A 21,760-nucleotide genomic window follows, 5' to 3' on the forward strand; every position below is an offset into this window, starting at 1 on the left:
ACGGCCCGCAGAGGCAATTAGCGTAATAGGATTTCCCTTCGGATTGTCTTCCACTGGTCGCTTTCCTATATGGGCCACTGGATTCATGGCGCAGGAATTGGGGATCGTAACGCCGGATAACCAAACCTTTCTCATTGACTGTCGCACTCGGCAAGGGCAATCGGGCTCACCTGTGATTGCCTATAGAGCAGATGTATTCACATACCTCAACGACAGCGGGCGGGTTTCGACCACAATGGCTGCGGGGACTGTTAAGTGGGAATTTCTCGGGATCTACTCAGGAAGAATAAATTCTGAGTCGGATCTTGGGCGTGTCTGGCACGTTAGCGCGATAGAAGAGGTTTTAGCCGCCGCCGAAGCAGCTATACCCAAGCCTTTGGACACGCTCCCCAAGCCAAACTGAATCGCCTCGGCTTTCGAGCGGGGGGCGGTTGGTTTAAGCTAAGACCGTAGGAAGAGCAAGTTTGGGAACGACTGCTTTCGGGAAAATCAAGAGACCGCTCAGGGTCGAACGGTTGCTGCCTGACGCGGAACAGGCCGCAACCGGCCATTCATCCGCAATGCCAGCTAGCACCGAACGTCGGCTAAGGCCGACCAGCGGACTTCTGTGCCCTGCACATTGCAAAATCGCGCCAACACCGCTTAGAGCGCCCTGCTCCACAACGCCTCGCCGACGTTTGGCGCGATAACCGATGTTATCGTGGCTGGCACCGGACATTTGAACCTAGCCCAGACGTCGCGCGAACGACAACGACTTTTTATGCAAATCAACGTGTATGGTGAACCCGCCAGATTTGCGCCTGCGATAACTGGGCAATGCTCCCGAGCATGCGGGCTAAACCGAATTGTCGGGCGGCATCCATTCCCGTGCCTTTTGGGTCTTCCAGATAATCTATTCGACTAGTTATGAGATTTGCATAAACTGTGTGATTCACACACATCACTCCAACTAAAATGAAGTGATGGACCGCAGATCTTCCAGGGCCAGCAGGAACGCCGCGCGGAAGAACAGGAGGAAGATCCGGACTCCGCGTGAGCGGCACGGAAACCCTCCCCGGGCCGCATGCGTCGGATAGGTCGGCGACACGTGTGGCCCGCCGGGCACGACGGCCCGATGACCCGGACAGGCGTTCCACCAGAGCCTTACGACAGTGCAGCGGCGAGCATCATCCGCTCGGCGCCACGCAGATGGTCGGCTTCGCGCGCACCTTGCAGCGCGGCGAAGCCTGGCTCGACGCTCGCATCGAGTTCCTCGAGTTCCGCTTGCGCCGCCTGAGCGACGTCGAGCTTGTAGCCGAGCGCATACACTGTCCTCAGGCTCAGCTCCGAAGTGCGCGACAGGTCCAGCTTCTTGCGCAGCTTGTAGATGTGCTGCTCGAGCGTACGCGCAGCAATCTGCTCGGTGGCGCCCCAGATGCTCGCTGCAATCTGCGCGCGGCTGAAGAATTTGCCGGGGTTCGAGAAGAACAGCCACGCAATCGCGAATTCACGCGCCGTCAGCGGAATTTCGACGCCGTCGATGGTCGCGCGGCCGGGGTTCTTTTGCAGCAGATAGCGGCCGATCTGGATCTCGTGCGTTGTGCTGTTGGAATCGCTCCGTTGCAATGCAAGGTGCGCGCGAAAACGGACCTGCTCCATGTCGTACCGATTGACGACGTCGGTCGCGCCCGTGTCGATCCAGCGCAACAGGCTCGCCCAGCTCGACTGGTTCGTCAGCACGATCAGCGGCGTGCAGATGTCGGCATTGCAGCTGCGCCATGACAGTATGGCGCTCGTCGCTGTCGGCTCGGTCTTCGAGTCGATCAGCACCAGGTCGTAGCGGTGCGCACGCATCGCGCGCAACAGGTCAAGCTCACACGAGAACGACTCGACAACGATGCCATCTCCGGCGAGTGATTCTTCAAGATTGCGTCGAAGCATCCGATCGTCAGTCGCGATTGCAAAGAGCAGGTCATTATTCACGGGCGGTTCGCATCCAAATAAGTGACAACCTTTCCGATTACTGGCCGGCACCCCTCCTGCGATGCCGACCGCCATCCCCGAGACAGCTTGTTGTCCTCTCACTCGCGATATGTTGTTCGTCGTATGCCGCGGAGCGCGGGAACGGAGCGCCAAAAGGCCCGTTTCGTTGCGCGAAACGTCGTTGACGGTATCGAGTGAGATCTCTCTGTCCGTTAGTGCATCGGCAGGACGCAACGGATGCACATCGCGCATTTATTTTGTTGTGCGGCGCGTAAAACATGGCCTCGCAAGGTAGCGCATCTTCTTTCAACTTTTATCTATTGCTCGTCATTGCCAGCAAAAAATTCCTTAAACGGCGCGATGCGGGGTCGTGCGCATGATAGGTCGCGCTGCGAGCGCATGTGAAAGATTCGTGTAGTGCTTCCAACTGTCAGCTTACGGATGCGGGCGCGCGAGCTCACGCACAACGCGTAATGCTCGCGTATCAACTCAGTTCGACGCGGCGGGTGAAGCGGTTTATCGCCGCGAGATACAGTTCGGGGTCGGCGTGATAGCCCATGCCCGGAGGGCCGCTCGTCTGCGGAGGCAACCTCTCGGTGTCGCCTTCGGGCGTGAGCCTCGTGGCATCGTAGTCGCTCAACGCGAGCTTGAGCCGCACAAGGCCCGGTGACTTGAAGCCGAGGCCCTTCATGCGGCCCATCAGCCCCTTTCGGGGGTTCGCAGGATAGTCGAGCGTGACCGCGACGCCCCGCGGCTTCGCATAGTCGTATTCGAGCGTGCCCCCCTTTACCGCATGCCGCAACTGCGCGGTGTTCGGCAATTGCGGATCGAGCAGTACGAGCGGCGGCTGCTTCCGCAACCTGACGCGGCTTTGCAGCGCCGCCGTGAAAAGTTGCGCGCTGGCCCCGCCCATCGACGCCCCCGCGATGTGGTCGAATTCGACGCGATAACCTTCGCGCTGCGCGTGCTCGATCTTTTGCGCAATGATTTCCGCCGCGTCGCGCACCGCGCCAAACACCGTGCCGACGCCGCCCGTCCCGCTGACGAGCGCCTGCCTCACGTCGCGCCAGTTCTCCGTTCCGCCGAAGAAGACGCGCAGCTTCACGCAGCGGGTGCCGTCCGCCGCCGTGGTTCGCCGTTCCTCGAACTGAAGATGCGAGACGTTCGAAGCATGCACGAGCTTCTCCTTCTGTTCAGGAGTGAGCGCCGTGAACAGCCAGGCGTTGCGGATGTTGGCCTCGTTCAAGTGTTCAGAGACCAGTTGGATACGCGGCGGACTCGCCTGCGTGTGCTTTGCGAAGTGCTCGACGAATACCCCCGAACTGTCGCCCGGCCTCATCCCCGCGGCGACCGAGTCGATCGAAAAGCGCTGTGCGTCCTCGCGATACCCGGGCGCTGTGAGCTCGGCCATCAGTTCGGCCAGCGCCTTCACGGCCTTGTAGTTGACGGAATCCGGCTGCGATGCGAGGGACTCGGCGCCATCGTCGCCGGTGAAATGCAGCTGCAACAGATGCTGCGCCTCGCCATTCTTGCCTCGCTGCTGTCGCTCGGTCATGAAGCAGCCGGCTCTGCCGGCTGCCGCGACAAGATGCTGCAGGCGTTCGGGCGGCAAACCGCGGCCGAATTTCAACTGCGCGATCGAAGCCGCGTAAGGTATGGGCGGCCCCTGATAGACCGCGCCGCGCAGTATGCGCCCAAGTGTGGCCGTCTGCATGTTGCGTACGTATTCGTCGGCATGCGCGGGCCCAAGCCCGAGTGCTCCGGTGATCAACGAGAGCTGCTCGTCGTCGAGGTTGTAGGCGGACATCAGCACGTTGTCCATGCCGTTGATCTTCGGTCCTGAGGGCAACGCGCGAATGGAGTTCGGCTTTGCTGTGCGCGCCTCGGAAGCAGGTGATGCTCCCGCGGATCGCGGCGCCTGCGCGACTTTTGCGGTCGCGCCGGGAGCTGCCTTGCTCGTCGATGTTTGCGCCCGTGTTTTCGGTTGCAAGGACATCTGTGGATCGACGCCACCTTGCGATCGCGTCGACGGCGATCCACGCGATGGCGAGCGCATGCCGACAATACTGCCGCTGTCGCCCACCGAACGTTCGTGCGTCGCGTTGTGCTGTTGCAGGCGCGCCATGTGTGCGGTCGTCTCCGGCGTGGGGCGTTCGCGGTGCATCAGTTCGCCAAGCGTCTCGCCCGGCGCCACTTCCCGGATTTCTCCGCTCGTGCCCCAGCGTTGTAATTGCTCAACCGGTGCGCGCGACGCACGTCCGTCGCCGACCGCGGCCGGTGAATGCGACCGCGATGGCGAACGCGCGCCGAGCGTGAGCAACGCGGAGTCGGTTGAACGAGCGCGCGCACGACGGCCTGTGTCGTTGCGGCGCGTCGAGGTCTCGGGCGTCGAGCCCAGATCGGACATCGAGCGTGCGTCGATCGCGGAACGGGTTTTCATGGCGCCTCCTCTGCGCGGCAGGCGGCTAAGCGAACGGCCGCGCACTCGCGGCACGATGCGCCCCGCATCGCTTGAGCACGTATTGAACGCTTGCTCTTGAGCACGCCCGCTGAAGCCCAGCGAAAAGTCGGGTCCATGCGCGAACCATGCACAACGCCGTGTGCCGTCGCGCGACAGGCTTCGTTCACGCCTTCATTTTTTCAGGCCGTCACACCTGCGTTCATTGACGCGACGACCATAATCGCGCCGTCCGGCAGGATTCGAAGGAGTTCGTCATGCAGCACGCCACTCATCGTTCGCCGCTCGCCATCAGCCTCGGCATGGCCATCGCGCTCATCACGCCATCCGCTCGCGCCGATTGCTTCGATGACGCCGCCTACCAGCAAGTCACCGCATCGCAAAAAAATAATTGCGCAAAGAATAGTTCGCGTTGCGCGACGAAGCGCAGGTTACCCGCGATCCGGACGCGAATTAAGCGAATCATTCATCGCCGAGTCACATAGTTCCCGATACATGGGACAAGACGCGGCCGCCGCTCCCAACTGCCGCGCGATTCAATAATTTCCGCGCTGTCGGGCAGGTATGCTCATAGCTGGGCAAACGGTTTGAGGCACGGGCCATGCAACTTTCGTCAGCCCCATGGCTTATCCGATCCGTGCCTCTCTTGCCCGCATGACCTGACTTGCCGCCGTTCTTTCGTTCGGTGCACAAGTCAATCAGAAAGAAGTGAGGAAAGCGAATGGTGGCACATCTTGTCGACGAAACGCGCATTTTCTGGTCGAGTTCATCGGATCGCCCAACGCCCGCGGCAATCAGGCGCCATGGCGCACAACCGCTACGGCTCGCGCATCTGATCGAAGACCCATCGCCGGCGGTCGTGTTTATCGACTGCGCGGATACCGACGCGAGCGTTGAAATAGAAAAGCTGCGGATCGAGAACGGCGATGAACACTATCTGATCCCGGTGCTACGCGAGCTTTCTGCCGGGCAAGTCGTCTCGCTCATCGCGCGCGGCGCCCACGACGCGGTGAACGACGAAGACCTGTTGAACCCGGACGCCATCATCGAACGCGCACGCGCCCAGACGAGGCTGCTTGCGTATGCGCGCGACGGCGTCACCGACTTTTCCACGCTGCAAAATCACACGGACGGCATGGTGTCGCCGGTGTTCTTCAAGGACGCGAATGGCCTGTACTCCGGCTGCAACCCGGTCTTCGAACGCTTTCTCGGTATCGACCGCGGCGGCATTCTCGGCAAGACCGTCTATGACGTGGCGCCCTCGGACCTCGCGCTGACCTATCATAAGGCCGACCTCGATCTCGCAGCCGACGGCGGCGTGCAGACGTATGCGGCCGGTGTGCGCAACGGGGCGGGCATCGTGCGCATAGTTCGCTTTTACAAGGGCGTCGTCTATGACGAGGACGGACGCATCACCGGCATTGTCGGCGCGATGCACGACATCGGCGATCTGCGCGGACACGAAACCGCGCGCCAGGAGATCGACGAAGTCACCAACCACGTGTCCGGGAATCCCGTCGCGCGTGAGGGCTTCGCTGCCGTCGATCACGACCGGCCCTTGCTCGAGCGCGTGGCGGCGGGCGACGCCTCGGCGCTCGCCCGCTTGTACCGGCTCTACCATCGGCGGCTTGCGCGCTTCCTGACCCGGCTCACGTGGAAGAGCGAGGTGATCGACGAAATCATCAACGACACCTTCATGATCGTCTGGAAGCGGGCCTGCGACTTCCGGGGCGAGGCCCGCGTCTCGACGTGGATCATCGGCATCGCATATCGCTCGGCGCTGCGCGCGTTGCGCGACCAGCGCCGTTCGGAATTCGAACCGCTGGACATCGACCATGCCGATACAATGGCTCAGTACTGGCACGACCATGAATTGTCGGACCTGCTATCGAAGGCGCTCGATCTGCTACCCGTAGAGCAGCGGCTCGTGATGGCGCTCGCCTATGTGCTCGGACATTCGGTCGGAGAGATCGCGGAGATCACCGGCTGCCCGGTGACGACGGTCAAGGCACGCATGCATCGGGCGCGCTGCAAGCTGCGAGAGACGATGGATATGTTGGGGAAGGTCAAGTGCGTTTGAGAGCGCGCTTCAAAGTACGCCCCTGCCCCCGCAATGTTGCAGGGTGACCTCGTCACTCAGCGCCACAGTTTTCGCGGCAGTTGGACCATGCGGCCGAGCATGCCCGTGATACCACTGCGACGCGCGCGACCCGTGGGCCCAGTTGGTGTCGCGGGCGTCGCGACTGAAGCCGCGGACGCCAACTTCGTGTCCCGGACATCCGGATGCCAACTCACGCGCGGCCCGGCCTCGCGGCGGGCAGCGCCCGGTTTGCGCAATGCGCTCTTCGGCCCGGCTGGGGCCGATGGCTCCGATGCCTTCGCGCCGGCATTGACGCGACCGCTGTGCAGATCCACTTCGATCAGATCGTCGTCATACTCGGGAGCCGCTGCCGTGTTTTGAGTCTGCATCTGAGCGGGTGACGCCGGGGCGTGCTGAAAGGCGTGCTCTTCATTGAACAACTGAAGCAGCGTCTTCTGCGGCGCGCGCTCTGTGGCCGGCAGAGGCAGTTCGAACAGCTCGTCGTCGGACTCGATCTCCGGGTTGGTGTGAGAAGACTCTGTCGTGCTCGGCTGCGCTTTGGCGGTTGCGCCGCTCGCGCCCGTCGGCGGCTTGGGCGCGGCCCGCTTCGGCACGACCTTGTTCATCACCACGGCCTGCTCGCGAGTCAGTTTCATCACGCCACCATTCGCACCGGCGCGCGGCGCATCGACTCGCCGACGCTGCTGATTGATCCACTGAACGGCGTTCCCGACAGGATCTTCCTTCGCCGTGACAGTCGCCGACGCAGCCCCGGGCGAGCGCGTCGCGGGACGCGAGCCGCCGCCAATCGACCTCAGCTGCGACAGGATTGCGCTCGCCGAACCGGAGAAGCGCGACTTCGACCGTGACCGGCTCGCATCGCCACCTGCACGCCGGGGCGCGTGAGAATCGGCGAGATCGGTTGCAAGGGTGCTGGCTGTGCGCTGTGTACGCATGACGTGGCTCCACTGGAAAATTCGACGGGCAAGGAAGAGCTATCACCTGTCGCTGCGTCGAACCGGACATCGGACGGAAGGCCGCTCACTTGACTAGTGAAATTGCCTGATAAGAGCATGCGCCCTGGATAACGCCCAACGTGGCCGGCGGGCGAACCGGTTCGTCCACCACCGAAAAGTGGCGTAGCGAGCGACGCGAACACCGAGTCGCGCCAGCCTGCGGTCAACGCAAGTTCGTTGTAATTGAAACGCGACGCGGACGGCGCCCGGGTGAACGGGTAGTGCGAGAGCATGGCCTGCGCGGCCCAGTCGCCGGAAAGGCGCCAGCCATAGCCCGCGTTGACGACGAACCTCGCGCCCGTGGTCATCGGGTCGCCCCATCTGATGGAGGCCGCCGACGCGCCCGCAAAGAAGCCGTTGCCAGGATACCAGCTCCGCGCAAGGCCCAACGACGGTCAAAGCAATGGCGTTACACAAGCCATCCGGCAAGCCTAGGGCGCGCGGGAGCGCACCAGGCTTGCCGATCTTAACCGATGAACCCGAACAGTAAAAAACTCACAAGGAGTTGTCAGGGACCGCTGGCGCCCTCCCCCACCGGCTCCGCGAAGCGCACGCCGGGTGCGGCGCGCAACACGCCGAGCTGCCTTGCGACGTCGCCCGGAGCAACCGGCACGAGCGGCCCGAGCGAATAGACGCCGTTTTCGCTCGGGCCGCCGACAATCTGCAGATGAAGCGGCACGAGCAGCGCCTGCAGCCGGCCAACCGGCATCGCGGGATCGGCGACAAGGCGGATCGTCGCGCGCGCAGCGCCCGCATTGACCTCGGACAGTGTGTGATAGTTCGCCGGCACGCTATCGGCGCCGCGGCTGAAACCGAGCGTCGCCAGTGCGCCCGTCTCCAGCAGCACGACGGCCGCGAGACCGCACGCGATCGCCGTCATGCGGCCGCGCCAGGGTGCCGACGACAACGTGCCGGTGCGAACGGCCGGCTGCGCCGCTTCGTCAAAACGCTCCCACAGATGATCGAGACCGCGTTCGATGTCGGGGCCGGCGTCCTCGCGCGACGCCATCGCCGCGCACAGCGTGCGTTGCGATGCGAGCTCGGCCTGGCATCGTTCGCAATCGCGCACGTGCGCGTCGACCAGCTTGCGTTCGGCGTCGGACGCCCGGCCGTTGACGATCCACGGCAACAGTTCCCATACATGCAGATGAGCGAGTTCGCTCTCGGCTGGATTGCTCATCGAGCGCTCCCATCAATGCCGGCGAGCGCCGGCAGCAGATTGCGCAGCTTGACCCGCGCATGAAACATTCTGGCCTTCACGGTACTGACAGGGCTTTCGGTTATCTCCGCAATCTCTTCGAGCGAATGGCCCATTACGTAGGCCAGCTCCATCACGATGCGCTGCTCCGGGGCGAGCCTGGTCAGCCCCTTGGTCACCCAGTCGGTCGTTTCGTGTTCGGCGAACGGCTCGACGCACGGCCCCTCATAGTCGTGCTGCTGTTCCGCCGGCAAGCCACCCTGGCGCAGTGCCTTCAACGTAACGCGGTACGCAATGCCCATGAGCCACGTCGACACGCGTGATTGGCCGCGAAATTCGCCAGCCTTCTGCCAGACGATCATAAAGGTGTCGTTGATGACTTCCTCGATCACGTCGTCGCGCCGCGTGAAGCGGCCAAGAAAGCGGACCAGCCGCCGGTGATATTCGCGGTAGAGCGTGGCCAGCGCGGACCTGTCCGCCGCCGAGATGCGCTGCAGCAGCGCGACATCCTCCGCGTCGACGCTACGCGCGGCAAGACAGACGTTGCTTGTAACGATCGGTTCCGGTGACATGTCGCTGTGCTCGCATCCGCCAGATTGTGTGGATGACCGTGAGTGTCGCCGCCGCCGCGAAAAGTTGCGAGCGACGCAAAAATAATTGTTCGGGCCCCGCCAGCCGTCAGGCGCGCCGCAGATGCGCCGGGGCCGCACGCCCGCTGGTTTCGTCTTGTGGTGGGCCTACATTACGGTCAGCTTTCGCATGCATATCGCAAGGTGGCACGAAAGCCCCGCCATCGCGTCCGCGCATTTCGAAATACGGCGCACCGGGCGGGTGGGTGTCGACAATCTGAAAGGCGCCTGTGCTGTTGAAAACTATCACATGTGCAATGAGAACGATTTGCACCGAGCCGTCCGCATGGTGAAGCGCCGAGTCGCCGGTGAGCTCCGGCACGCGCCAAGCGCCAAGATCCGCGCGTGCCATGGCCTGGATAATTTCGGCGCGCGCCTCTTCAATAGTCGACGGCGGCGGGCTGATCCTGCCCAGTTCGTGACGCAGGCGATGCAGCCGCTCGCGCGTTTGCGGCGTACGCATCAGCTTGGGGCGGTCCATCGGGCGTTGCCTGCAGTGCGCGGCCGTCGACTTCAATGCTGCGAAGCCGGGAGCCAGCCTCGCCTTGGAATGCGCGGGCATTCGTGCGACGTCTGCATCGCCGATTGTTGACAATGCGAGCTCAGCAAGCGCCTGAACGCTGCTTTCCGCCGATACTTTGGACATGGTGACTTCTTCAGTTCCGATCGGGTGGCGCATACCCTACGCAAAAACGCGAGCCGCCCGGCGTGGGACAGCGAAGTTCTTTCTCCGTTACCGAAGTGTCGGCGTCGATCCGCCGATTGCCATCTTTTCGCGCGGCGAGGTCCGCGGAACTGCGATACAGTGCGAAGCCCCGATGGCAGCCAACGACACCACGGCATGCCGCACATCGAACATCGCTCTAGAGGACCGGTAATGACGAAAACAGATCAAGCCGCAATTGAAGCCAACGCCGATGACCGATTGATTTCTCACGGCGGCAACGCGAAGAGCGGGTATGAAGACCGGCTGCGGACGATCGTCGAGAGATTGCGCGGCGCGGGAGACATACCCGGCGCCACCGTCGCGCAACAGATCGCGCTCGCGAACGAGTTGTCCGGCTTCGAACTCGGCAGGTTTCTGCTCGAGCATCGCGGCTTGAATGCTGACTGGACGCATCGGCTGGTCACGTATCAAGCCGGCGCGACTGCGCCCGCCGCGATGACCGCGCTGGAATCGCGGATTTTCGACACGCTGCCGGCGGTGCTCGCGACACGCGAACGCTTCGGCATTTTCCGTCGTACGCTGCAGGCACTGCTCGCGCCGGGGATGGTGCTCGCATCGGTTCCGTGCGGCGTGATGGGCGAATTGCTACTGCTCGACTACACAGGGCTGGAAGACATCGAACTCGTCGGCGTAGATCTGGATCAGGCCGCGCTGGATCACGCGGCCGCGCTCGCCGATGAACGAGGCCTCTCCGTGCGCGTATCGCTGCATCGCAAGGACGCATGGTCGTTGGGCGTCCATCGCGGCTTCGACGTATTGACGAGCAACGGCCTGAACATCTACGAGCCCGACGACGGCCGTGTCGTCGCGCTCTATCGCTCGTTTTTCGATGCGCTCAAGCCGGACGGAAAGCTCGTCACGAGTTTCCTGACGCCACCGCCCACGCTGTCGCCGGAGTCGCCGTGGGACATGGCGCAGATCGACCGTGAAGTGCTTGCGCTTCAGCATCTGCTCTTCGTGCGCATCATCGAAGCGCAATGGAGCGCGTTCCGCACTCATGCGCAAACCGATAGCCAACTTCGCGAAGCCGGTTTCGTGGATATCGAGTTCATCGACGACCGCGCGCGCATGTTCCCGACTGTGGTCGCGCGCAAGCCGCTATGATACGGCGCGCGTTCAGCGCAACGTGAGTCGTGCCGCGTGGCGGATATGCTGTCCGGCACGACCGCTTCCTGAAATCGACACCTACCGCGCGTGGCTGGACGCAGCGGCGAGCCTTGAACGAAAGGTCTCGCCGCTGTCCGCGTGCGCATCGCGGTGACGCCCTGCCATTGCGATTCGAGCGCTCCTGGCTCAACCGGAAAATATGCGCCACGCACGGCGGCAAGGTTCGCGGCATCGCGCAACTCGCCGACCTGCGCACCGCCCTGCGTGAGCCGCGCGCCGTATTGCGCGCTCGTCAGCGGCGCCTTGCCGGCGGCCGCCTGCGACGCTGGATCGTGACAGTGCGCCTCGATGCTATCGATCAATCCATCGCGGTATTGATTGATCGACTTATGCAAATCGGCCAGTTCGGGCGTGGTCGCCGTGAGATGCGTGACGAGCGGCGTCCAGCTAGCGAGGAACTCGGCTAGCGCCTTGCCGCCGTCGCGCAATTCGCCTCTGATGATCCGCGAGCACGCTGCTTTCAACGCGTCGTCCGAGAGTCCTTCGATCACGACACCGGCGTCGTGCGTCGATGCGCCGTCCGTGTGCGGAATCGGCAGCTCGAGGGTTTCGCGTAACGTTTCGCGAGCGCGCAAGACGACCTCGACGCCTTCGTCGTTTCCATACCCTCGCCCGCTTGCGGACGTGAGCGCGTAGGCGTCCACCTGGCCGAGCCGGTACATGCCGCGGCCAAGCAAAAACAATTGGCCTGCGTCGTATGCGCCACGGCTCGCATGATGCGCCTGACGGGCGGTCTGCACCTGCTGCCACATCAGCAGCGCGCGATCCGCGCATTCGGTCAGACCTTCGCGCATGTGGTCGATGCAAGTCTTGAGGAGCGCGCCATCGCCGGACATCTCCTGGCCGAGCGCCGCCACGTCGTGGTGGAATGCGGCCTTGGCGCTACGAGGCAAGGTTCTGTCGATCCGGCTCGCCCAATTCGACATCACGTTCCGTTCATCGGATGTCAATGAGCACCCCGGAACCGGTGCGCCGCAAACAGTCCCGCAGCGCGGCTGCGCAGCGGTGAACGTCTAAGTGACGGCGCGCCAGACGACGTCGATCCCGATTGATCGTACTCCGCAGCATCGGCTGCGGCACTCGTGAAGGGCGCGGAGGGGCTATCGACACGTTTCATGGCTGTCCTGAGATCGGTTTGGCGTGCCGGTCAGCGATGCAACCGGTCGACAACGCACCACGGCACAAACGCGCAACGCGAGTGACGCTGCGCGCGCATGGACTTGCAGGCGGATCGCGAAAGCGACGTCTCCTGAATACGCGCCAAGTATCGCAAGCGCCGCGCGGCACACGATCGAGAGTCGGCGAAATCCGTATTCCTTCAGCGAACCGGTTCAATGAGCCCGAACGGCAGGCTTGTTTCGCAGCGAGCGGCTGTTCGGCAACACACAGCGCTGTTTCGCCTTCGTCGCCGCCTATTCGCCGCATCTTCGTTGCTTGCGTATTGTCGGCGGCCACAATCGACTCGTCATAGGCTCATACGTCGCGGATTTTTCTGGTTTCCCGCGGCGGCATCGGTGAGCCACCGCCCGACCAAAGGAAACATATGGTTCAGCCGATTCGATCCCCGCAACGACCTCACGACGTGCCGGAGCACGAAGCCGCAACGACCGGAGCAACTGGAGCAACAACCGGCGCGCAACGGGAACGCCGCTTGCGCGCCGGGGCGAACCCGCTCATCGCCAGCTTGCCAGCGCATCCGTCGGCGGCCGAAGGCGCGTCGTCATCGTCTTCGATCGAAGTGACGCCCGTCGCGCAGCAACGGTCCGAACCCGCGAACCGTGCCATCGCGCTCGGGGCAAGGCAACGCGATATCGATGCGATACTCGCATTCGCCGATGAAATCCGTGAGATCGAGACCCAGTTACTCGCGCTGAAGGCCCCCGCACAATCCGATGCGCCCGATGCGCCCGACGCGCCCGATGCCCCGCCAATCTCGCAAGCCGAAGTGCAGCAGGCCATTGCGCGGCTCGAAGCGCGCAAAGACATCGCGCAGCGCAGCGTCGATACGCTCGGCAAACAGTGCGAACGCGCGCGCGCGGTTGTCGAAAAGCTGAATGCGTCGCTCGAAGAAAAGTCGAGCCGCCTCGAACAATTGCATGAAGCCCGTACCGCCGACGCGCCGGTCGCAAGCATCGCGGCACGTCCGCCGCAAGCCGGCACGAGCCGCGCCGAACTGCGCGTCGCGCACGAACAACGTATCGCCGCATTGGGGCAGCAGGTCCATCTGCTAAAGAGCAGCCGCAGCAACGCGGCGCGCGAAGTGCAAGCCGTGGCGAGCCGCGATACGCTGCGCGCTTTGGGAGACGTCGGCACCTTCGAAATGATCGACCACGTGAGTCCCGAACTCGCGGACAAGGTCACCGAATGGCTGCACGGCCTGCAGCCCGTGCAAGGCCGGCTGTCGCGCCGTCCTCAGGATCCCGAGCGTCAGTTTCAGGAATCTTTCGACACTGCGCTCGATCACATTGTGCAAAGCGGTGCCGCAGAACCGCAAGTCAAGCCGGAAGACGCGTTGCAGGCGTTCATGGCGCTCGTGTTGCATCCCCGGCTCAAGCCGTTGTACCCCGTCGTCGAGCGCTTGCTGGTGGAGGATTTCGCCCGCAGCTTGCGCGTGTCGACGGTTGCACGGCGGCAAGGCAAAACAATGGACCACATGAATGGGTTTCGCCGCTGGCTCGGTGTGACGCCCGCGCAAATCGCCACGCGCGAGGTGCTGCGGGTGTTCAGGAACGCGCAGCATAATCTGCAGGCCGCCGTGCAACGTCAATCGTCCGGCGTGACCTTCGGCGAGGTGCGCCTGATAGGTCCTAACATCGCGCGCGCGGCCGGGCAGGTCGAGACCGTGACCACCGCGCTCACCGCGAATCGCGCGGCGTTTCAGGCCATGATCGAGGCGGTGGAGAAACAGTTCGCGAAGCTCATCGACATCGACGACATCGAAGCACTGGGTCAACATGTGGCGCCGAAACTCGACGCCTACTACAAGGACAGGATTGCAGAAGTGAACGCCGAGCGCACCAGGCTCACGCGCGAGGGCATGCCGAAAGCGAAAACAGGTGAGTCTCTTTCGGCCGGAACAGGCGCAAGCCATGGCGATATCGATCAACTGGAAATTCGCATTGGACGTCTGCAAGGCGAAATACTTCAATACGCGGAGCAGCACAAGAAAGAGTTCGAGCACTACGCGAAGCTCAGCGCGCGTCACATGACCGTATCCGACGAAGTCGAAGACATCGGGCAACAACTGTCGGCTCATCGCCAGAGGCTGAAGGATTTGCGTGATGGAAGTAAAATCCAGATGCGGCAGCGTACGGCTCGTGGCAATCAGAGCGAACCAATCGAAAACCGCCTTCGCCAACTGTGGGACAAAGTCACGCGCGAGCCCGCGCTTTTGCAAGTGATCTCGCGCGGCGCGCTGGAACGCGTGGTCAAGGTGCACGTCGGGCAGACCCCGGAACAGATGCGCACGCGAATGAGCAAGGTGATGCGCACGGGCACCTTCGTTTCGCGTGCCGGTGTGCTGCGCGTGATTGCCGAAGTCGCGCGTCATGAGATCGAACAGCCTCAGTCGGCGCTCGTTGCGCAAGACCGCGACGCATTCGAGCGCATTGCGCAAGGCTATCCGCGCGGGCGCATCGACGCGCTCTGCCATCATGGCCGGACCATAGGCCACGGCGTGCGCAACAGTGCGCGCGGTGTCGAGGAATCGCGTACTGGCACGAGCCAGTACGCGCTCGAATGGATACGCGGCCAGGGCGCGCGTATCAGCCATTTGCATCCGTGGATATCGCCGTATTAAAGCGCGTGACGCGCATCGGATATGCAGAGTCGGCCGCGAGACATGCCAGCGCGTATGCGGTTCGCCGTGGCCGTTGCAGCGCTTCGCGGTTGCCATCTGTGCGGCCAAGGTCGCATTTGAGGGCAACACGATGCCGATGCCGCTCGCGACGGCTACGGTCGCGAGTCAATGATCGGCCTCTGGGCGCGCACAGGCGGTAAGGCGCCGCGAATGCATGATCATTGGCCCCGCTTGATTTATCGACTCGTCTTCACTATGTTGCCCAGATCCAGCCCGTCTAGTGGAGTCCGTCATTGAACAGACTCCACAGCATGTCCTGTTCGATATCCCATGCCCTGTTGACTGCAAGTGATGCCTCGATATCATCAACTACGATGACGACCTGGCTGTGTCGATCGGTGTACAGGACTTCGATATTGATACCAGCGTCGGCCATTCTGCGCATAAAGTGGCTGAACTGTCCTCCTACGGATTGATTGAGTCTCGGGATGACCACATCTCGTTCGGACAATACTTGTATGTTTGCGGCGAGAAGCGCACGACGGGCACTGGATACATCCTTAACAAGGAAATGTCCCACGCCACATCCGTCAACAACAAACACGCCGCCACCTTCAATGCGCACACCTGCTCTGTCAAGAGCGTCGGTCATTTCCGCGAGGGTACCAGGACGGTCCACTAAAGCAATTGCCAGGTTCTTCATGGAAAAGTTCTCAACCGCCCTTCTTCGCCACGAAGCAATCCCTGGCGCCCGGCTTCAGCACTACATATGCACGCCTCCACGGCTGATCGTCGATCAGGCGCCATTTGTGGCCGATGCCGATATTGTCCTCGGCGAGCAGGACGTCTCCGGGTCGCACCACGAATGTTTCGCCCTCGCGGGTAGTGAATTCAAGCGTTCCCGACAGCGTAATCACGTATTGCGACTCCGGGGCAGTGTGCCAACCGTACGAGGCGTGCGCGGCCGTTTCCTTGAAATGGATGGCGACTACATCAGTGCGATCCATCTGGTCTATCGTGCCTTCAAGCACATGCGATGCATTATCGGGCCCAGTGTATAGCTTGAACGCCCGTACCCCAGCATCCACCGAAGTGCCTGCTCCCGTGGTCGCGGCGACAGCACTACGAGCCCCCGAAATGCTCGCACCCGCAGTCAGGGCGACAGCCCCGACACCCAATGCGCGAAGCAGACCGCGCCTGCCTTTCGGTAGGTTCATTGCGCTCGCCTTCATTATCCGTTTCATGATGTTCCTCTCTGGCTGTGATACTCGCGATGAAACACGACGGGGATACTGCGGCTCGCGCGCCGTTCCCTTCGTGTTCCTTCGTTCCAATGCGGATCAGGACATACCTATCCCGATCGGTTCAGCTATCGCAAACGCCTCACCTTCCGTACTGCGGCAGGACGCTTGAGAGCGCCCATGGCGCTTATAGCGCCATGTCAGCCGCAGCCTCGTTCGGCCGGGACGCACCCGCTCCCGCGGTCGAACGCGGCGCGACGGTGAGGTCGATCTGCGGCGGCGTCAGCTGCAGCACGTCGCTGGTATAGGTCAATTCCTGATAGACCTTGGCCGGGCTGTCGTTCAGCCTGGTCCCGTAGCTCGGCACGATCTCGCGGATCTTTTCCTGCCAGACCTGTGTCGCGACCTTGTCCTTGAACACCTTCTCGAGCAGGCTGAGCATGATCGGCGCAGCGGTCGAGGCACCCGGCGACGCGCCCAGCAGACCGGCGATACTGCCATCCTGCGAACTCACGATTTCCGTACCGAGCTTGAGGACGCCGCCCTTCGCACCGTCGCGCTTGATGATCTGGACACGCTGACCGGCTTGCCACAGGCGCCAGTCTTCCTTCTTCGCCTGCGGGAAGTATTCCTTCAGGGCATTGAAGCGATCGTCATCCGACAACATCAGCTGACCGGCCAGGTATTCGACCAACGGAAACTCGTCGATGCCCACATGCATCATCGGCACGACGTTATGCACATTGGTGCTGCTCAGGAGATCGAGGTACGATCCGGTCTTCAGGAATTTGGTCGAGAATGTCGCGAACGGTCCGAACAGAATGATTTTCTTGCCGTCGATGATGCGCGTGTCCAGGTGCGGCACCGACATCGGCGGCGAACCGACGGAAGCCTTGCCGTAAGCCTTGGCCAGGTGCCGGCTCACGATCTCCGGCTTGTCCGTCACCAGGAACGAACCACCGACGGGAAACGCACCGTAGTCTTTGGCTTCCGGGATGCCCGATGCCTGCAGCAGGTGCAGCGCACCACCACCTGCACCGATGAACACAAACTTCGCGTCCACGTCCTGCCCGGAATCACCGGTCTGGGTCTTCACGTAGGACACTCGCCACGTACCATCGGCATTGCGTTTGATGCTTCGTACTTCACTGGAGAGCGAAAGCGTGAAATTGGGCTGGCTCTGCAGGTATCCGACGAACTGGCGCGTAATCTCGCCGAAGTTCACGTCGGTGCCCACGGGGGACCAGGTCGCCGCGACCTTCTGCGCAGGGTCGCGCCCCTCCATCATCAGCGGAACCCACTGCCTGATCTGGTCGAAATCGTCCGAGTACTTCATACCGCGGAACAACGGGCTCGCCTGCAGCGCATCGTAGCGTTTCTTGAGGAAACGGACGTTGTCGTCTCCCCAGACAAAGCTCATGTGCGGAGTCGAATTAATGAACGATCGCGGATTCCTGAGCACATCGTTCCTGACCTGCCAGGCCCAGAACTGGCGCGACACCTGAAAGGCCTCGTTGATTTCGACGGCCTTCGAAATGTCGATCGTGCCGTCCGGCTTCTCGGGCGTGTAGTTGAGTTCGGCCAACGCGGAATGTCCCGTGCCCGCATTGTTCCAGCCATTCGAGCTTTCCTTTGCCACGCCGTCGAGGCGCTCGATCATCATCATCGACCAGTCGGGCTGGAGCTCATGGAGCCATACGCCCAACGTCGAACTCATGATGCCGCCGCCCACCAGCAGGACATCGACCTTTTTCGTCTCGCCGGCTTGCGCGGAAAGCGCGCTCACCGAAAGAACCAACCCCAACAATACCGCTCTTGTCGTCTTGACCACTGTGAACGATCCTTCTCAATATGCACAAAATCTTTGTCGAGGTTTCGAATTGGACGCCTCATGGCCTCATGACCTTATGGCCGTTCTTCGTGCAACAACTCGCCCAGTCGGCGCCCCGATCAGGAACGCGACGGCGTTGCGACCTGATCGGCTGGCACCTGCCTGCAGCCGGTGGTACTGCTCAGGTGCACGGGTGACGGTTTGCTGGTCGCTTCGCCACCACGCATGCGCTTGATGGCGGCCGCAATATCGCCGCGGCGACGAGCCTCGGCATTCTGCGGTGATTGCGTCGATCGGTGCGGCGCGTGTTGGGCTGGCGGGTTCATCAATTCCTCGCCTGTCACGTACGGTGCCGTGATGCTAGGTCGCCAACGCCGTCGAAAGAGCGCAAGAGGCCGAAAACCTGGCCCTCGATGCGAACGTTCATGCTTCACGCGTGCTGCGCGGCTCCGTCAATCGATGTATCGTTACGTCGATTGACGCGGGTCTCACCGACTGCGATCCGCAGCCTGTCAACTATGATGAATTGCTGAATACCCTTCGATACATGAAATCTCTGAAGCGCTCGACCCGTGCAGGCGACCCGCGCGACGTCGACGGCGATGTGCCCCGGCTCGCACTCACTTGTCCGCCGGAACAGTTTGTCGCGCTGCTCGAAAAGCACTTCGGGCAGATTCGCGACTACTGCGCGCAACTCGACCTGTGTCTGTCCGAACGCCGCTATGCGGACGCGCTGACGATCGCTCGCCGGCTGACCGGCACGGCGCAATGCCTCGGAACATCGGGCGACGACATCGCCGCGTTGCGCGAATACGAACACGCGCTCGAACTCGAGCCGACCGACGCCATCGAGCGGGCCGCCGGCAACGCGCAAATCGTCGCCTTCCGCCTGTGCGTCGCCATCAAGGACGCACTCGCTGATCAGTCGGCGAAGCGCGACTGTTCCAATTGACGCATCATTTCCCACACGCAGACTTCGGCGCGTGTGCTCATATCGTCCCAGGCGCCGGAATGGGGCGCTGCGAGCAACAGCAACACGTCCATTGACGAACGCGCATGCCCGCGCCGCTCAGCCCGAACAGAACCCGTTCGCGCGTGCCTGCTGCGCTTGCCGGCGCGCACCACCAAACACGTGCTCGACGATTTCCGGCGAATAGCGATAGTTCCACCTCAGTTCGGCGCCCGGTTCGATCTCGCGTCGGGCAAAGAACGCGCGGATCGAGAAGTGCCGGCCGCAGCGTGACGACGCATCGAACGTCAGCGCCTCCATGTTGTAGCCGTCGTCATCGGCCTGGGCAACCGGCGCACCTTCGGCGTCGTACGCGAGGGACGTGTTCGCCATCGCCAGAATGTTCTCGCCATCGATAAAAGCGACGGCATTGTCCGAATTCGCGCTCAGCACGAACGATTCCTCCACACAGGAAAAAAATATCGCCGCGCTCATGAGCCGGCCGCCATAGACGCCGAGACATTCGCCCGCGCGGATCGCCCGCGCCGCGAACGCGCCGCGCTCGCCAATGAGCGTGTGCTCGCGCGCATCGCGCAGGTCAGCGGGGCCGATCGTGCGGCAGTACATGGCGCTTGCATAGGCATCGGCGCGCGCGCGGTCATGCAGACCCGGATCGATATAGCGCTGCACCGCGGCGAGATGCGAGTCTGCTGTCGCATTCGGCCCCTGCTTCGAGCGCAACGCGACGATGTAAACGGGATTCGACAACTCGTCGCGATACGGATAGCGGGCGTCTATTTGCGGCGAGTACGGCAGACGCGGAATCGCATGATCGTGTTTGAACGCTTCGAAGGCTTCGCGCAGCGACTGCATGGCCTGGTCCGCGACGAGCGCGTCGTCGGCCAGCAACTCGTCGATTTGCGCCTTCATCGCGGGCACGATATCGAAGATGGCTTCGTGCCGCGCCGCCAGTCCCGGCATGCGCCGCGCCTCCGCAATGCGCTCGTGAATCGTGTCGACAAGCGCTTGCGCGCGTGGTTGGATCGTTACAGTCACCGTGCCTCACTTTGCCGTATCCGGCTGGAATTGCATGTCTATGGATAGCGCGACGTTAGCCAGGACCGCCCTCGCTCGTGCGGGACGAAGGCGAAACCGGTGCGCCGGCAGCGAAGTCAGCGCGGCGCTTCGTTTGCGGCGCCATGGTGTCGCCGCGCGCGCCTGGCGCGCGGGCCGCGCGGGTCTACGCTCCGATATCCGCGCGAGCCGCAGACCGGCCGCTCATCACATCACGAATGTGCGCATCCGCGGCACAAGGAGCATCCGATGCCCGATCGAATCACTTCCTCGCCCAGCATTTCCACCGTCGATAGACCGGACGCCCAGCCGGCACGGGACCACGCCGCCGGGCGAGGCAATCGGCCTTCGCGCGCCTTGAGCGCCGGCTTGCAGGAAGGGCCGGGAAGCGCGTCTTCGTTGCAGAGGAGAACCCCGGGTGCGCCCGCGCCGCGCACGTTGCGGCGCACGCTGTCACACAGCGACATCACCGATCGCGTCGCCGCCTTTTCGCGCCGCTTTCAGGAGGACCAGGAAACACCGCCCGCCGCGCGCTTCAGCATCACGCACGCGCGTGATGTGCAGGAGCGGCCGGCGGTTCCACCGCAGGGGGACACGGCGGTGGAGCCCACGGCAACGGCGTCGGCGGCCGGCAGCGCAAGCAATCCGCCGAACGCGACCGGCATCGCAAGCGAGACGAGCGCGACAAGACCGGAGGCCACGGCGACCACACATGCCGCGCCCGAGCCCGAGCGAACCAGCGCCGGCTCACATGAGCCGCAGGGCGGCCACGGCGCCCCCGCCCATCCGTATGCGGTCCCGTATTTCGTTCCGCATCCGGGACGGAGCTATGCGTCTTACGCGTCCCATGCGTACGCACCCCACATGCAACCATGGGCGGCACCCTGCCACGCGCCCTACTATTCGAACTGGAACTGGACGGCCCAGCACACGCATCCCGCAATGGCATCCGCGTTTTCGCCTCACGGATACGCCGCCTACACGCAACCGCAGCACTGGCAACCGCAGCCAAGCTGGAGCATGCCGTCCTATCACAGCCGGGTAGTCGGCGCGAACAGCCGGTTCGGCTTCACATACGGCTCCGGCGACGGTCCCGTCGGCAAACAGATGCACATCGGTTTTCATTTCAACGGACGCTTTCGCACGCTAAGCTTCGGCCTCTATCCGAGCGCGTCGCGGCCGTTCTTCGTGTCGACGCACAGCGGCCGCATGAACGCGATGCCGCCGCCTGTCTGGCCGTCGGCGACCCCGTGGCACACGCCGCCCGCGTATCACTATGGGCCCGCCGCGCATGGCTATCATGCGGCTTACGCCGTAAGCGGAGCGGCGGCTCAGGGCCAACCGGCGCAGGTCGCAGATCACCCCGGCAGTGCAAGCCCAGTGCGCCCGTGGCACACGGTCCTCGGTGTGCCGCAGGAGCACGCGACACTTGAGCTCGTGATGCAACGCTACAACCTCAAGAAACGACTGCTGAACCCGACGACTGCCCACGGCAAGGTGGCGCTCCTCGAACTGCAGGCGGCCTATCGGAGCGCACTGGAGACGCTCGCCGCTCGCGGTCCGGAGCAAGCGCCGCCGCGAAGAACGGCAGGCTGAATCTCGCCGCTTCATTCATCGTTGCAGACCGCA

17 protein-coding genes are annotated in these 21,760 nt (G+C 63.0%); 6 read left to right on the top strand and 11 right to left on the bottom strand.

Annotated features, from left to right (window positions below):
* Window positions 1-1,143: 1,143 nt before the first annotated feature.
* Both KHO33_RS13230 and KHO33_RS13235 read right to left on the bottom strand, forming a co-directional pair.
* Window positions 1,144-1,962, bottom strand: a complete 819-nt coding sequence (locus KHO33_RS13230; protein WP_200565751.1) for a response regulator transcription factor — start codon at window positions 1,960-1,962, stop codon at window positions 1,144-1,146.
* Window positions 1,963-2,446: 484 nt separating this feature from the next.
* Complete coding sequence (locus tag KHO33_RS13235) at window positions 2,447-4,402, bottom strand: type III effector protein (protein ID WP_200565752.1); 1,956 nt, start codon at window positions 4,400-4,402, stop codon at window positions 2,447-2,449.
* A gap of 275 nt (window positions 4,403-4,677) precedes the next feature.
* Between KHO33_RS13235 and KHO33_RS13240 the strand changes: the two genes are divergently transcribed.
* On the top strand, window positions 4,678-4,905 hold the full coding sequence (locus KHO33_RS13240; RefSeq protein ID WP_200660362.1) for a hypothetical protein: 228 nt from the start codon (window positions 4,678-4,680) through the stop codon (window positions 4,903-4,905).
* Window positions 4,906-5,141: 236 nt separating this feature from the next.
* On the top strand, window positions 5,142-6,500 hold the full coding sequence (locus KHO33_RS13245) for an RNA polymerase sigma factor (RefSeq protein WP_200565753.1): 1,359 nt from the start codon (window positions 5,142-5,144) through the stop codon (window positions 6,498-6,500).
* Between the two features lie 56 nt (window positions 6,501-6,556).
* Here KHO33_RS13245 and KHO33_RS13250 read toward each other — a convergent pair whose 3' ends face one another.
* From KHO33_RS13250 to KHO33_RS13265, 4 genes are all read right to left on the bottom strand, one after another.
* A complete protein-coding gene (locus KHO33_RS13250; protein WP_200565754.1) occupies window positions 6,557-7,456 on the bottom strand; it encodes a hypothetical protein in 900 nt (299 codons plus the stop codon).
* Window positions 7,457-8,024: 568 nt separating this feature from the next.
* Complete coding sequence (locus tag KHO33_RS13255; protein ID WP_200565755.1) at window positions 8,025-8,696, bottom strand: zf-HC2 domain-containing protein; 672 nt, start codon at window positions 8,694-8,696, stop codon at window positions 8,025-8,027.
* Entirely contained in the window at window positions 8,693-9,286 is a 594-nt protein-coding gene (locus KHO33_RS13260) for a sigma-70 family RNA polymerase sigma factor (RefSeq protein ID WP_115107671.1), read from the bottom strand. Before KHO33_RS13260 ends, KHO33_RS13255 begins: the two co-directional genes overlap by 4 nt.
* A gap of 106 nt (window positions 9,287-9,392) precedes the next feature.
* Entirely contained in the window at window positions 9,393-9,989 is a 597-nt protein-coding gene (locus KHO33_RS13265) for a hypothetical protein (protein WP_200565756.1), read from the bottom strand.
* Window positions 9,990-10,220: 231 nt separating this feature from the next.
* On the opposite strand from KHO33_RS13265, the gene KHO33_RS13270 reads away from it, so the two are divergent.
* Window positions 10,221-11,174, top strand: coding sequence for an SAM-dependent methyltransferase (locus KHO33_RS13270; protein WP_115776304.1), 954 nt, complete (start codon window positions 10,221-10,223; stop codon window positions 11,172-11,174).
* On the opposite strand, the gene KHO33_RS13275 is transcribed toward KHO33_RS13270, so the two are convergent.
* Window positions 11,066-12,163, bottom strand: a complete 1,098-nt coding sequence (locus KHO33_RS13275) for an NEL-type E3 ubiquitin ligase domain-containing protein (protein ID WP_200565757.1) — start codon at window positions 12,161-12,163, stop codon at window positions 11,066-11,068. The two genes, KHO33_RS13270 and KHO33_RS13275, sit on opposite strands and share 109 nt — an antisense overlap.
* A gap of 617 nt (window positions 12,164-12,780) precedes the next feature.
* Here KHO33_RS13275 and KHO33_RS13280 point away from each other — a divergent pair.
* The gene (locus KHO33_RS13280; protein WP_200565758.1) at window positions 12,781-15,036 is read left to right on the top strand and encodes a coiled-coil domain-containing protein; all 2,256 of its coding nucleotides are present in this window, start codon (window positions 12,781-12,783) and stop codon (window positions 15,034-15,036) included.
* A gap of 277 nt (window positions 15,037-15,313) precedes the next feature.
* Here the strand turns inward: KHO33_RS13280 and KHO33_RS13285 are convergent, their stop codons facing one another.
* From KHO33_RS13285 to mqo, 3 genes are all read right to left on the bottom strand, one after another.
* Window positions 15,314-15,739, bottom strand: a complete 426-nt coding sequence (locus tag KHO33_RS13285; RefSeq protein ID WP_115776301.1) for an amino acid-binding ACT domain-containing protein — start codon at window positions 15,737-15,739, stop codon at window positions 15,314-15,316.
* 10 nt (window positions 15,740-15,749) lie between these two features.
* Window positions 15,750-16,043 carry a cupin domain-containing protein gene (locus tag KHO33_RS42095; RefSeq protein ID WP_229758320.1) on the bottom strand — a complete coding sequence of 98 codons (294 nt, stop codon included), beginning with the start codon at window positions 16,041-16,043 and terminating at the stop codon, window positions 15,750-15,752.
* A gap of 421 nt (window positions 16,044-16,464) precedes the next feature.
* Window positions 16,465-18,108, bottom strand: a complete 1,644-nt coding sequence (gene mqo, locus KHO33_RS13295; protein ID WP_200565759.1) for a malate dehydrogenase (quinone) — start codon at window positions 18,106-18,108, stop codon at window positions 16,465-16,467.
* A 547-nt stretch (window positions 18,109-18,655) separates the two neighbouring features.
* On the opposite strand from mqo, the gene KHO33_RS13300 reads away from it, so the two are divergent.
* A complete protein-coding gene (locus KHO33_RS13300; protein WP_128576460.1) occupies window positions 18,656-19,060 on the top strand; it encodes a hypothetical protein in 405 nt (134 codons plus the stop codon).
* A 117-nt stretch (window positions 19,061-19,177) separates the two neighbouring features.
* On the opposite strand, the gene KHO33_RS13305 is transcribed toward KHO33_RS13300, so the two are convergent.
* Window positions 19,178-20,113, bottom strand: a complete 936-nt coding sequence (locus tag KHO33_RS13305; RefSeq protein ID WP_200565760.1) for an SET domain-containing protein — start codon at window positions 20,111-20,113, stop codon at window positions 19,178-19,180.
* Window positions 20,114-20,380: 267 nt separating this feature from the next.
* Here KHO33_RS13305 and KHO33_RS13310 point away from each other — a divergent pair, with 267 nt between their 5' ends.
* Window positions 20,381-21,727, top strand: coding sequence for a hypothetical protein (locus tag KHO33_RS13310; protein WP_200565761.1), 1,347 nt, complete (start codon window positions 20,381-20,383; stop codon window positions 21,725-21,727).
* The last annotated feature ends 33 nt before the right edge of the window (window positions 21,728-21,760 follow it).

It is taken from the genome of Paraburkholderia nemoris (assembly GCF_905221015.1).
Classification (GTDB): Bacteria; Pseudomonadota; Gammaproteobacteria; order Burkholderiales; family Burkholderiaceae; genus Paraburkholderia; species Paraburkholderia nemoris.